The sequence below is a fragment of the Emticicia sp. 21SJ11W-3 genome, assembly GCF_024138715.1.
In the GTDB taxonomy this organism is placed as follows: Bacteria; Bacteroidota; Bacteroidia; order Cytophagales; family Spirosomataceae; genus Emticicia; species Emticicia fluvialis.
In genome coordinates this window covers 2,076,178-2,089,096 of sequence record NZ_CP092074.1, presented here as the reverse complement: position 1 = coordinate 2,089,096, position 12,919 = coordinate 2,076,178, and the positions used below count along the sequence as shown (strand labels likewise).

At 40.2% G+C, this 12,919-nt stretch carries 12 protein-coding genes; 8 read left to right on the top strand and 4 right to left on the bottom strand.

All coding sequences use genetic code 11. The annotated features are described in order from the left end of the window. Window positions 1-108 precede the first annotated feature (108 nt). Complete coding sequence (gene proS, locus MB380_RS08810) at window positions 109-1,584, top strand: proline--tRNA ligase (RefSeq protein WP_253534668.1); 1,476 nt, start codon at window positions 109-111, stop codon at window positions 1,582-1,584. Window positions 1,585-2,010: 426 nt separating this feature from the next. Then, on the top strand, window positions 2,011-3,078 hold the full coding sequence (locus tag MB380_RS08805) for a hypothetical protein (protein WP_253534666.1): 1,068 nt from the start codon (window positions 2,011-2,013) through the stop codon (window positions 3,076-3,078). A 20-nt stretch (window positions 3,079-3,098) separates the two neighbouring features. Here MB380_RS08805 and MB380_RS08800 read toward each other — a convergent pair whose 3' ends face one another. From MB380_RS08800 to MB380_RS08785, 4 genes are all read right to left on the bottom strand, one after another. Beyond that, window positions 3,099-3,506, bottom strand: a complete 408-nt coding sequence (locus MB380_RS08800; protein ID WP_253534664.1) for a DUF1003 domain-containing protein — start codon at window positions 3,504-3,506, stop codon at window positions 3,099-3,101. 108 nt (window positions 3,507-3,614) lie between these two features. Continuing rightward, on the bottom strand, window positions 3,615-6,722 hold the full coding sequence (locus MB380_RS08795; protein WP_253534662.1) for an efflux RND transporter permease subunit: 3,108 nt from the start codon (window positions 6,720-6,722) through the stop codon (window positions 3,615-3,617). Window positions 6,723-6,839: 117 nt separating this feature from the next. Further along, window positions 6,840-7,961: an efflux RND transporter periplasmic adaptor subunit gene (locus MB380_RS08790; RefSeq protein ID WP_253534660.1), complete on the bottom strand. Its 1,122-nt coding sequence runs from the start codon at window positions 7,959-7,961 to the stop codon at window positions 6,840-6,842. Window positions 7,962-8,064: 103 nt separating this feature from the next. Further along, window positions 8,065-9,318 (bottom strand): TolC family protein, encoded by a 1,254-nt coding sequence (locus MB380_RS08785; protein WP_253534658.1) that lies wholly within the window; start codon window positions 9,316-9,318, stop codon window positions 8,065-8,067. A gap of 255 nt (window positions 9,319-9,573) precedes the next feature. Here MB380_RS08785 and MB380_RS08780 point away from each other — a divergent pair, with 255 nt between their 5' ends. The 6 genes from MB380_RS08780 (at window position 9,574) to MB380_RS08755 (ending at window position 12,870) form a co-directional block, all read left to right on the top strand. Continuing rightward, the gene (locus tag MB380_RS08780; RefSeq protein WP_253534656.1) at window positions 9,574-9,993 is read left to right on the top strand and encodes a peptidylprolyl isomerase; all 420 of its coding nucleotides are present in this window, start codon (window positions 9,574-9,576) and stop codon (window positions 9,991-9,993) included. Between the two features lie 282 nt (window positions 9,994-10,275). After that, window positions 10,276-10,791 (top strand): hypothetical protein, encoded by a 516-nt coding sequence (locus MB380_RS08775; RefSeq protein ID WP_253534654.1) that lies wholly within the window; start codon window positions 10,276-10,278, stop codon window positions 10,789-10,791. Further along, complete coding sequence (locus tag MB380_RS08770) at window positions 10,788-11,702, top strand: hypothetical protein (protein ID WP_253534652.1); 915 nt, start codon at window positions 10,788-10,790, stop codon at window positions 11,700-11,702. The genes MB380_RS08775 and MB380_RS08770 overlap by 4 nt, the downstream gene beginning before the upstream one ends. A 179-nt stretch (window positions 11,703-11,881) precedes the next feature. Next, window positions 11,882-12,025: a hypothetical protein gene (locus tag MB380_RS08765; protein ID WP_253534650.1), complete on the top strand. Its 144-nt coding sequence runs from the start codon at window positions 11,882-11,884 to the stop codon at window positions 12,023-12,025. Between the two features lie 60 nt (window positions 12,026-12,085). Further along, entirely contained in the window at window positions 12,086-12,454 is a 369-nt protein-coding gene (locus MB380_RS08760) for a DoxX family protein (protein WP_253534649.1), read from the top strand. A gap of 5 nt (window positions 12,455-12,459) precedes the next feature. Beyond that, complete coding sequence (locus MB380_RS08755; protein ID WP_253534647.1) at window positions 12,460-12,870, top strand: transcriptional regulator; 411 nt, start codon at window positions 12,460-12,462, stop codon at window positions 12,868-12,870. Window positions 12,871-12,919: the final 49 nt, after the last annotated feature.

Sequence of the window (12,919 nt, the reverse complement as noted above, 5' to 3'; positions counted from 1 at the left end):
ATGAAAGTTTAATTAAAAGTAGGCAGGATTGTGCTTTTTATAGATATAACGTAAATATACACCTGTTAGATTCATTACAGGCGATAAAGTTTAATTTAACTGACAATTATGAGTAAAGGTCTTCCAAAACGCAGTAAGAATTATTCGGAGTGGTACAACGAATTAGTTAAAAGAGCAGACTTGGCCGAGAATTCGGCAGTAAGAGGCTGTATGGTTATAAAACCTTATGGTTATTCAATCTGGGAAAAAATGCAACGCGCCCTTGACGACATGTTTAAGGAAACAGGGCATACCAATGCTTATTTTCCGCTTTTTGTACCCAAAAGTTTGTTTGAAGCTGAAGAAAAAAACGCCGAGGGTTTTGCCAAAGAATGTGCCGTTGTAACGCATTATAGATTGAAAAGCAACCCGGATAAACCTGGCTCGCTCATGGTTGACCCTGAAGCTAAACTTGAAGAAGAATTAGTTGTAAGACCTACCAGTGAAGCCATCATCTGGAGCACTTACAAAAACTGGATACAATCATACCGTGATTTACCGATACTGATTAACCAGTGGGCCAATGTAGTGCGTTGGGAGATGCGCACCCGTATGTTTTTACGTACAGCCGAATTTCTTTGGCAGGAAGGACACACCGCTCATGCATCCAGCGAAGAGGCCTTGACAGAAACCAAACAAATGCTTGATGTATATGCCACTTTTGCCGAAGAATTTATGGCAGTACCAGTGGTAAAAGGTTTCAAGTCTGCAAATGAACGTTTTGCCGGTGCTGAAGAAACCATGTGTATTGAGGCCATGATGCAAGACGGTAAAGCCCTGCAGGCTGGTACCAGCCACTTCCTTGGGCAGAATTTCGCAAAAGCTTTTGATGTAAAATTCCAGTCGAAAGAAGGGAAACTGGAACACGTATGGGGTACGTCATGGGGTGTGAGCACACGTTTAATGGGTGCCTTAATAATGGCTCACTCAGACGACAACGGGCTTGTGCTTCCTCCAAAATTAGCGCCAATACATGTAGTTATTGTGCCTATCTATAAAGGTGAAGAAGATTTATCGGCCATTAAAGAGACCATTCAGCCAATTATCAAAGAGCTTAAATCTTATGGTATCAGCGTTAAGTTTGATGACAGCGACGCCAACCGCCCGGGATGGAAATTTGCAGAATATGAACTGAAAGGGGTGCCTGTACGCATGGCCATAGGTATGAGAGACCTACAAAATGGTGTAATAGAAGTAGCCCGAAGAGACACCTTAAGCAAAGAAACACGTCCAATAGAAGGCATAGCCGTTTATGTAAAAGATTTGTTGAATGAAATTCAGGAGAGCATTTATCAGAAAGCATTGAATTTCAGAAAAGAAAACTCTTTTGAAATAAACACCTGGCAGGAATTTGAAGAACAGATAGAAAAAGGTGGTTTCTTGCACTGCCATTGGGATGGTACCTCAGAAACAGAAGAAAAAATAAAGGAGCTTACCAAAGCGACTATCCGCTGTATTCCGTTAGACACTAAAGAGGAAGAAGGCAAGTGTATTTTAACTGGCAAACCTTCATCAAAAAGAGTTATTTTTGCAAGGGCTTATTAATAAGTTGTTTGTGAGTTTCACAGCAAATGCCTGAAAGACCGTAATTCATATTGAAGCCAGGTCTTTCAGGCATTTGCTTTTTTTTCAGGTTTGAGACTAAACAAATTTATTGTTTCATTGTTTATTCCATATCAGGCCTTAATTGTTCCTGATATATACTTATAGTTGCCGAACCTTCGTTGTAGAAGCATCATTGACAGCCTTTGGCCAAACGAATATTTGTAAAATATAATTTTTTTTTACAATATTGCAATTAAGTACAATGCCGTGGTTGTAATAGTATTTTACGGCTCAATATTCACATATCTTATTTTTATTATCCAGAAGTAAAAAATAATTCGGTTTTACCGGATAAGCATGAAATTTACATTTTAAGCAGTTTAGCTATTGTTTGAAGGATTTTAAGAACCAGATTGTAATTATAGCATGAAAATACTTATAACCGGTGTTGGCGGCCCTACCCCAAGAAGTTTTGCCACCGCATTAAGAAAATACTCCGTTTACAAGCGTTTCGAACTTATTGGAACCGATACCAACCCCTTAGCTATTGGGCTTTATCAGAACGAATTATTCAATCATACTTTTATTGTGCCACCAGCTGGCAGCCCCGATTACTGGCCGGTAATAGAAAAGCTGATAACCGGGCAAAGCATTGATTTGGCTGTTATTTTGCCAGAGGCCGAAGTAATTGAATGGAGCAAAAAGAAAGCCGCCGGTAATTTACCCTGCAAAACTTTAATACCTGATAACTCAATTGCAGAGTTGTTAGTTAATAAATCACGTATGACAGCTGTGCTTCAGTGCATAGACATGGCCCCCTTGTCGATTACTTTTACTCGAGACAACTATAATGCCGACGAAATATTCGATACCTTCAATAAAAGCTTTTGGGTGCGAAGCACCACCGGCACCAGTGGCCTGGGCGCTTTGAAAATTGAAAATAAAACCGCCTTGCGCAATTGGATTGAAATTAACCCGAACGTGCAGGAATTTATGGCAAGCCAATACCTGCCAGGCCGAAATCTGGCGTGTAAGGTGCTATATTATGAAGGTGTATTTCTGAGGGCAGCCTGCTGCGAGCGTATGAAATACATTATGGCTAAAGTGGCACCATCTGGCATAACAGGAAATGTTTCATTCGGAAGGTTAATCAATGACCCATTGCTGGTTCAGGAGGTTGAAAGAGCCATGAACTACCTTTTTGCCTACACCAACGCCCAAAAACACGGTTTTTTTACGGTAGACCTGAAAGAAGATGAAAACGGTAAGCCGTATATAACAGAGGTAAACATCAGGCATATTGCTACCACCCAGTGCTTTGCTGCCGGGGGTGCCAATTTTGCGCTGGATACCATACGCCTGCTGGATGGAGACGCAGAGTTTAATAAAACCTACCAGATGTATGAGTTTGAAAAAGACCTCATCTTTTTAAGAGATGTAGACTCGCTGCCTATTCTGATGAAAGGAAACGAACTTATGCATGCTTTTGATTGAGCCAACCTGGGTTTTCAGCATTATCTGTGGCGTTCATTCATTTCATGTCTGAACTCGTCATGCTGTTTTATCAGCAAATCCAGTTTTTTATGCAGGCTCCTGATTTCTTTCTCAGCTTTCTGGTTGATTTTTAAATCAATCTTTGCGCGCTCTCTGTCTTTTTCCTCCTGCCTGTTCTGGCTCATCATAATAACAGGCGCCTGCAAAGCTGCTATACAAGATAATATCAGATTAAGTAAAATAAACGGGTAAGGGTCAAAAGCACGGTTTTTTAGCCAGAAAATATTAATAAATATCCAGATTATTAAAAAACCAATAAACGACAGAATGAATGTCCAGCTTCCTCCAAAGGTGGCTATCTTATCAGCCATTCTGTCACCAAACGACAGGTTTGCATTATCTTCTTCATTCAGAATATCCTTATTCATAAAGCTGTTTTTTAGGTTCAAATATTTTTTTGCAAATAATAACAGAGGGCATTGCCCCCTGTTATTAGAAACTACCGTGAAATATAAAAAAAATATTGTATCCAAATATTACTCTTCAAGTGCAGCTGCAAATTTCTTACGATAAAACACGAAGAAAATAAGCGGAAATACGAAAAGTGTTAAAACTGTGGCTGTAATAAGCCCGCCAATAACTACAATAGCCAGCGGTTTTGAGGTTTCAGAACCAATGCCGGTTGAAATGGCAGCAGGTATCAAACCAATCATGGCCATGAGGGCTGTCATAATAACCGGGCGAACCCTTGAGCGCACCCCTTCATAGATAGCCGTGTTAAGTGTCATTTTCTCGTGCAGGTTTTTCTTGAATACCGATATCAAAATAACGCCGTTCTGAATACAGATACCAAACAACGCAATAAACCCGATACCCGCCGATATACTAAAGTTGGTGCCAGATATAAGCAATGAGGCAATGCCACCGATAATTGCAAACGGCACGTTGGTGAGCACAAGGGCTGCATCTTTAATATTGCCGAAAAGCACAAACAATATCAGGAATATGAGCAAAAGACTGATAGGCACTACCTGAGCCAGTCTGGCAGTAGCTCTTTGCTGGTTCTCAAAATCACCGGCCCATTTCATTTTATATCCCTTATCTAGCTTAACTACTGCATTTACTTTCTTTTGCGCTTCTGCAATGGCCGACCCCATATCGCGGCCTCTGATAGAGAACTTAACACCAATAAAACGTTGGTTGGCTTCTCTGAAAATCAGAACCGGACCTGTTTGCGAGTAAATATGCGCCACACTCTTTAACGGAATCTGGTTACCAATTGAAGTAGGTATCATCAGATTCCCAATGGCCTCTTCATTGTTTCTGAACTGCGGCGCATACCTAATTCGGAGGTCAAAGTGGCGCTCGTCTTCATAAATTTGGGTAGCGGCTTTGCCACCAATTGCCATTTCAATAACTGCCTGGGCATCTGCTTTATTTACTCCGTAAAGTGCCAGCTTTTGTTCATCAAGCTCTATCCTTAATTCAGGCTGGCCAATGTTTTTGATAACCCCCAGGTCTTCAATTCCTTTTACGGTTTTTAGTTGGTCATATACCATTAAGGCTTTTTTCTCTAAAGTAGGCAGGTCTTGTCCGTATATTTTAACCGCTATACTACCCTTTACCCCCGACACAGCCTCTTCAACGTTGTCCATAATAGGTTGCGAGAAGTTAAAAAGAACACCCGGATAAATTTCCAGCTTCTTATTCATTTCGTCAATCAGTTCTTCTTTTGAAATGCGCCGTTTCCATTCTTCTTTAGGGTAAATATCTACCAGAAACTCAATATTGTAAAACCCGGTTGGGTCTGTACCGTCATTGGGTCTTCCGGTTTGAGAAATAACCTGTTTTACCTCAGGGAAACTACGGAATATCGCGCGCATCTGCTGGGTTTGTTTTACCGACTCTTCCAGCGATATATTCATAGGCATACTTGCTCTTACATAAATTGAACCCTCGTTCAGCTCAGGAAGAAACTCTGTACCCAGAAACTTAAAGTTAAAGAAACCTACCACAACCAGAATCGCTGCGATAATAATACTTACTTTTTTGTGCTTGTAAGTGTATGAGAACAACTTCAGTGATTTCTTTTCAATAAAATCAACAAAGAAATTATGTTTTTCTTTTACGTTTTTCTTTAACAGTATACTGGCAAGAACCGGCACAAGCGTAAGGGTAAAAATCAAGGCGCCCAATAAGGCAAAACCAAGGGTCCAGGCCAGAGGGCTGAACATCTTCCCTTCTACTTTCTGAAAACTGAAAATGGGCATCAGACAGGTAATAATAATGGCTTTGGAGAAGAAAATGGCTTTACCAAGCTCGGTTCCGGTCTTTTTCAACAAACCCAGTTTAGACAACCTGTTGAAACGCTCCATACCTATTTTGTGCGAGAGCTGGTCAAGTGTTACAAAAATACCTTCAACCATTACCACCGCGCCATCAACAATAATACCGAAATCAATAGCGCCCATTGAAAGCAGGTTGGCCGACATACCCTTTAAGCGCAGGCATATAAAAGCAAACAACAATGCCAGCGGAATAACAATAGAAACCGTTACGGTAGTGCGCCAGTCGGCCATGAAAATAAACACAATACAGGTAACAAATATTATTCCTTCTAACAGGTTATGTGTTACTGTATGGGTAGCAAAATGAATGAGGTTTTCGCGGTTATAAAAAGTATTGATTTTTACATCTTTAGGCAAAATACTGGTGTTGATTTCCTCAATTTTTGCCTTTACTTTTTCAATTACCTGGCTTGGGTTTTCGCCTTTTCTCATTACAATGATACACTCAACCACGTCGCTGCGTTCGTCTCTTCCGGCCTGCCCTAATCTTGGCAGTGCTGATTCTGACACGTTAGCCACATTGCGAACATAAATGGGCACACCGTTGCTGTTTTTAATTACAATGTTTTCTATGTCTTTAACGCCTTTCAGTAACCCTATACCTCGCACAACGTAAGCCTCAGAGTTTTTTACAATTACGTCTCCACCAACATTTATATTAGCATTCGACACCGCCTGATACAATTGTATCGGTGTAATATCATAGTCGAGCAACCGACGTGGGTCGGCAGATATTTCATAAGTTTTTACTTCGCCGCCAAAGCTAACCACATCAGCCACACCTGGCACACTTTTCAGATTTCTTTCTACAACCCAGTCTTGCAGTGTTTTTAGTTCTCTCACACTTCTGGTCGGGCTTTCAAGGGTATATCTGAAAATCTCACCTGTTGGACCATACGGAGGCTCTACCTCAGGGTTGGCGCCATCGGGCAGGTCAACTTCACGCAGCAGGTTATTTACCTGCTGGCGGGCAAAGGCGTCATCTACCTCATCTTCAAACATTACTTTTACTACCGACAAACCAAATACGGTGGTAGATCTGATATCTGTTTTCTTCTGAACCGGATTCAGACCAATTTCAAGCGGAATAGTTACAAACTTTTCAACTTCTTCTGCACTACGGCCTGGCCACTGCGTAATAATAGTTATCTGTGTATTGGTTACATCCGGAAAAGCCTCAACCGGAGTGTTCTGGTAGCTGATAAACCCGGCTACAATGGCAAGCAGTGTCATGAAAAATATGAAGTACTTATTTTTCAATGAAAATGCTATTATATTTTTTATGAATTTGTTCATGGTTTTTGTGATTTAGGCACGGTCTGGGGCCATGCAGGAAGCCGGTGGCTCTGCTGAAACAAAAGACCTGTTTTTATGCTGAATCGAAAATAATAGATTAATAACCTAACCGGTTTATCAGTTGTTTAAAGCCTGATAAATTAAAAGCTGATTTTCGGTAACAACTTTTTCTCCCGGTTCAAGGCCACTATTCAGATACGTAGTTGTGCCTGTTGATTTGTAAACATCAACCGTTTTTATCATCAGGTCTTTACTGCCTTTCAAAACCACCACAAAATTCTGGCTTTTATCAAATACAATTGCTTTAGAAGGAACAGACACTTTCTGGTCGGTTCCGGCATATTCAAGATGCACGTTGGCAAACATCTCGGGTTTCAGAAAAAAGTTTTTATCATTATTAGGTAATACAATTCTTACCTGCTCAGTTTTTGATGACGGGTCAAGCACATCAAAAATTTTATCAATTTTACCCTTAAATACTTTATCCGGATAAGCAAGCGTTGAAATATCGGCGGCATAACCCTGCTTTACATTGGCCAGGTCAGACTCATACACGTTAGCAATAACCCATACCTGGTCAAGATTGCTTATCGTAAACAAGCTCTCGGGGTCATCAGACCGTAACTCCATACCGGGGGCAGCCTTTTTCTCAACCACATATCCGCCTACTGGTGCTTTTACTACATAAGCAGCACCATTGCCACCCAAAATACTCTGGCGTTCGGCCACCCTGTGCAATTCTCCTTTGGCTGCCTGTAATTGCTCTTGCGCAGCTACCAGGTCTTTTTGAGATGCCAACCCGGATTTAGACATATCTTCTGCCACTTGTGCATTTTTCTGCGCTACCGACAATTGCGAGCGAGCCGTAATGGCTTGTTGCTGCAAATCGGCCAGGTCACCACTTTTAATAATGGCCAATACCTGCCCTTTTTTTACGTAGTCGCCCAGTTCAACTTTAACATCTTCAATATGCCCACCCACTAACGGAAATACCTTTACAATTTTATCTTCATTAAACTGAATTTTTCCTGTCAGGTTCAGGTCATTGGCTACTGTCTTCATTTCAGCAGTTTCTGTCACCAGCCTTTTCATTTGTTCTGCAGATAAAGGCGAGGAACTATCGGCAGAATCTGTCTTTTTCTCTTCACCTCCAGCGCCAGTGCATGAGGTAAACCCGATAGACGAAAGGCAGATGAAAGATGAGAAAATAACTATATTGAATACACGAAGCGTTTTCATTTCTTTTTTATTTTATATTTCATTTATTTGGTTAGTACTTTTTTTTGGGCGAAGGTTATCAACTTCACCCAGGCTGCAATTGGCAGTATACCCGCTTTATTATTTAGATGATTATCTTGCCAACAGCATAATTGAGGTCTTCAATGGCTTTCATACGGTTGTTTTGTAATTGATTAAACTCTATAACCGTACTTTTATAAGAATCAAAGAAGTCTATAAATTCAACCACGTCAATATTCTGTTTTTTGTAGTTGAGTATAACGCCATCAATGAGTTTTGAAAAATCTACAGCAAAACGATTATCAAAGGTCTGGTACATTTTATCTGCCTGAAGCGCCTTATTGAAAGCCGTTATTACATTTTGCTGAACCTGCAACTGGTAGGCCTGCAAAGCAGCCTGACTTGACTGAACTCTGATTTTGGCGGCCTCGATGTTTCCCTGATTTTTATTAAAGAACGGCAATGTAACACCAACACCTACACCCAGATAATTGGAAATGTACCCTCCGTTTCGGTCGTATGTAAATTGAAGGTTCACATCCGGCTTCGCCAAGGCTTTTTGCAGGATAAGATTCTGGTTTTCAAGTTTTACGCCGGTTTTTATTAAATTCAGGTCGCTCCGGTTGTCTTCTGCCTGTGTTAATAAATCGCCTATTTTAAATTGTCCAAGGTTTACCTCCGGCAAATTGGCTGCGGCTATAAAATATTTGCCTCGGTTGGCTGTTAAAATGTTCAGGTCGGCTTCGTCGTCGGCAATGGTGGCAAGAATCGTTTGTCTCTCGCTATTCAGATTAAAAAGGTATGCTTTCAGACGAGCCAAATCTTTTAAAGGCACATTGCCTTTATCATATTGCTGCTGATACAGACTTACCGTTTGTTGAAGTGTCAGAATTTCTTCATCATACACTTTTAATTGCTGTTGTTGGTAATATAGGTCATAAAAAGTAGTGCGCAGGGCATATTGAAGGTCTCTTAATAGCGACTGAACCTGATTTTGCGCCTGTTCTGTTCCTAACCTGGCCAATGCCAATCGCTTGCTTCTTTTACCTGCCACCTCAATTAACTGCTGATATTGCACAACCTGCTGTGCATTGTTGCTGCTAAAACCGCCTATTTCTTTTTTTTGCGTGTTATAAGGCATGTGTTCAAGGTAAACTGATGGGTTTGGTTTTAAACCGGCCTGAATCTCATAGGCTTTGCTTTCTGCAATACCAAGTCTGGCAGCAATTAACTGGAGATTTTTCTGGTTAAACTGTTGTTCTGCATCGGGTAGGTTCAGGCTCAGCGAGTCCTGGGCTTTGGCAATTGGTGCTGCCAGAAGGCTTATCCATAAAAAGGCGTAGTGAATCCGTTTCATTTTTGTGATTTTGATTCAGCAAAATTGTATTTATTGAATTATACCCAAATTAAACAAGCATTAAAAGAAGATTAAAATAAAAAAACCAAGACATAAATAGCTAATAATTAGCAATTTGATAATACAAACCTGAAAATTAAATTGCATTTTTACAATATAATACTTTAAAACAAAAACATTTACAGAACTTTGTAAGTCAGAAGCTTATGTAAGAATTAAAACGTTACAATTAAAACAGACATAAAATTTACGACTATGGTTAAATCAGGCGATACAGTACAGGTTCATTATAAAGGTACTTTAGGCGACGGAACAGTTTTTGACAGCTCGGAAGGGCGCGAGCCACTACAATTTACAGTAGGTAGCGGTATGGTAATACCTGGTTTTGATAACGGAGTAGCAGGAATGGTGATTGGAGATAAGAAAACCGTGTACATACCGGCAGAAGAAGCCTATGGCCCTGTAAGAGAAGATATGATATTTACTTTTAATCGTCTGGATATACCTGACGATGTACCTCTTGAAATAGGCGGCACCCTGAATATGCATAATGGGCAACAGGCCATTCCGGTTATTGTTCGTGAGGTAACTGCCACTAAAGTAAAATTAGATGCGAATCATGAATTAGCAGGTAAAGACCTTATCTTTGAAATTGAGCTGGTGAGTGTTCAGTAAACAGGTTTGGCAATATAATAAAATGGCCCTTGCTTTAAACAGGCGGGGGCTTTTTTATGGCCCGTAAGGTAATTATGCAACAAATATTCTTGTCTTATAAGCAACTGCGTTTAAAGAGTAGGCCACTTCAAGCAGAAATCCTCTTAATTAATATTAATTGCCAATAATATTTAAAAAGTCACGTAAAATCCCTGTTTGATTTCTAAGGGTTTGTAAATTACTTTGTGCTATTACTTTTTGCTATTCGTGATAAAATTAATACAAACTGCTGCAATACTACTTTTGACCTCCTGTGCACTTTTTGCTCAGGATAAAGCCGCCGTCGGCTTCTCTGGTATTTACAATTTCCCTTTACATTCAATTGGCGGCGGTTTCAGAATCCAGCTACCTGTTAATCACCGGATCTCGCTTGTACCAAAGCTGAAGTACATGCCGGCCTTTAATACCATTCAGGAGGTTTATGGCGGCCTAAGCCTTCAATACAACATCTTAAATAACACCGTTGCCCGTGGTACAAAAAATCTGGTGGTGCCAAACCGCCCGGTTGTATATGTCTCTGCCGGGGTTGATTACAATAAATGGCTGAATTATGAAGCTACCTTAAACAGCAAGGCAAAAGCTCAAAATCTTTTACCTGAAGCAGGTATAGGGGTATCGGCCGGTTTAAATTTTGTGAGGGTATTTGCTGAGGTAAAATATAACATGCTTTGGCAGGAAAGCTATGGCGAAATAGGTTTTTTGCTATTCCCGTTCAATGCGCCTTCTCCACGAAAAAACAACTGCCCGTATAGATTATGAAAAGAAACAGTTTTATAATTCTGTTAACAACTTTGCTTACAATTGCTTGCTCTAATGACAGAGCCGTTTTTCTGAAAGACCTGGGTATCAAAGGAAAAAAGTTTACTGATACTGCAGGAGAAAAACTCAAACAGGCTGCCACGCTTCCGGAAAAGAAAACGATTGGCAAGGACACAGACTTACCTATAAAAGGTAAACAAGGTACTGAGATTTGGCTGACCCCAGATGATTTGGTTTTACCTGATGGCAAGCCGGCCACCTACCCAATTCAGGTTGAAATACTTGAGGTATATAAGCCAAAAGATATGATTTTAAACGGTATATCGACGGTAACTGACAGAGGAATGTTAAGCACGGCCGGACAAATAAAAGTAACAGCCTTTAAAGATGCGAAAGAGTTAAAACTAAACAAAAGCAACGATTTAGTAATTGCGTTTCCGGCTGCTAATGGCGTAGACCAAAAGATGGGGCTATTTTATGGAGTTGAAAAAGATGGCATCGTAATAAAATGGCTTCCGGCCGATACCACAGGAAAAAATCTGCCTTTGTACCCTGATAGAGATGGATATACCGCTTTCCCTTCACAAATTGGGTGGATTAATTGCGACAAATTGATTGACTCGCCTGGACCATTCACCAACATAAATTTCGTTTCAGAATACCCCGAAATTAAAAACATTAACATTTTCCTGTATTTCCCTGATATGAAATCAGTTGTGAAAGTGAATAACGGAAGTTTAGACCCAGTACCCATTGGAAGCAAAGTTAAAATAATTGCTATCTCGATTACTGACAAAGATGAATGGTACTCTTTTCTGGCAGAAACAAGGGTTCAGGAAAAACAAACTATTGAAATTAAACTCGTCTCTACCACAAAAGACGATTTATTGAAATATCTGGATTCGTTATAATTTAAACTGACTTATTCTTTACTCTACTTTATTCAAGTCCTGAGCAGGTCTTGATTATTAATCATCAACTTGTCGTAAATAGCCCTTTTATTGGCGTATTTAACCACCAACTGACAATCTGCTTTGCTCTACTTTTGTATTGTTGATTCTTAATTGAACCAAATAATATTATAATTACAATGGCAAAACAGATTTTTTTGAATCTACCTGTTAGAAATCTGCAAGATTATGGCTGGATGTACCATCATGCCTTTGCCGACCTCGAAGGTCATCAATGGGAGGTATTTTGGATGGACCCGAACGGATACCCCAGCAATCATTAACGTTACCTGTCTATCTCCTCATTTTTAAATAAATACTATCATTACTAAATACTTAAGAGCATGAAACGCGACAAAATTATTTACTGGGTTGCTACTACTATTATTTTCCTTTGGGAAGGGGTTATGCCTGCGCTTACATCGCAAACTGAATTAGCTAAAGAGGGCATCAGCCACTTAGGATACCCTGCTTATTTCGGGGTTATGCTGACGGTGTACAAAGTAGCTGGCTCTGTTGCCCTCATTTTACCTGTGGTTCCTGCACGTATTAAAGAATGGGCGTATGCAGGTCTTTCATTCTCATTAATATCTGCTTTTATCAGTCACTGGGCTGTTGACGGCATGAATGCCCAGACACCTTTTCCGTTAATCATTCTGGCTATTCTGATGGTTTCTTATGTGTATTATCATAAACTAAACCCCATAAAATAAAAGATATGGTAAGTTATGATTTAGATGCCGACATAAAGGCCATGTACATTGAAGCGGATTCTTATCCTGACGGTGTCTTGAAAGCCCACCAACAATTGCATGGCCTCGTGAAAAGAACTGAAAACCGGAAATACTTCGGCATTTCCTTTCCTGACCGGAGCGGCTTTATTATCTATAAAGCCGCAGCTGAGGAGGTTACAGATGGCGAAGCCATCCAATTAGGGCTAAAAACTTTTGTTATTAAAAAAGGGAATTACATTAGCATTGATATACCTGATTTCATGGAAAACATAGAGGCCATTGGTGTTGGCTTTCAGAAGCTAATTTCGTTTCCTGGTATTGACCCGAATGGCGCCTGCATAGAGTGGTATCTGGACGATAACCTTGTAAAATGTATGGTACGGCTGGCAGACTGATTCTCATACAACCAGAAAAGGCTAAAAACTATAACCGATTAACGTTTAA

Coding starts and splice junctions, on each gene's coding strand:
- MB380_RS08780 (WP_253534656.1), top strand. CDS start 9,574: ATGGTTAAATCAGGCGATACAGTACAGGTTCATTATAAAGGTACTTTA.
- MB380_RS08755 (WP_253534647.1), top strand. CDS start 12,460: ATGGTAAGTTATGATTTAGATGCCGACATAAAGGCCATGTACATTGAA.
- MB380_RS08795 (WP_253534662.1), bottom strand. CDS start 6,722: ATGAACAAATTCATAAAAAATATAATAGCATTTTCATTGAAAAATAAG.
- MB380_RS08770 (WP_253534652.1), top strand. CDS start 10,788: ATGAAAAGAAACAGTTTTATAATTCTGTTAACAACTTTGCTTACAATT.
- proS (WP_253534668.1), top strand. CDS start 109: ATGAGTAAAGGTCTTCCAAAACGCAGTAAGAATTATTCGGAGTGGTAC.
- MB380_RS08790 (WP_253534660.1), bottom strand. CDS start 7,961: ATGAAAACGCTTCGTGTATTCAATATAGTTATTTTCTCATCTTTCATC.
- MB380_RS08800 (WP_253534664.1), bottom strand. CDS start 3,506: ATGAATAAGGATATTCTGAATGAAGAAGATAATGCAAACCTGTCGTTT.
- MB380_RS08765 (WP_253534650.1), top strand. CDS start 11,882: ATGGCAAAACAGATTTTTTTGAATCTACCTGTTAGAAATCTGCAAGAT.
- MB380_RS08785 (WP_253534658.1), bottom strand. CDS start 9,318: ATGAAACGGATTCACTACGCCTTTTTATGGATAAGCCTTCTGGCAGCA.
- MB380_RS08760 (WP_253534649.1), top strand. CDS start 12,086: ATGAAACGCGACAAAATTATTTACTGGGTTGCTACTACTATTATTTTC.
- MB380_RS08805 (WP_253534666.1), top strand. CDS start 2,011: ATGAAAATACTTATAACCGGTGTTGGCGGCCCTACCCCAAGAAGTTTT.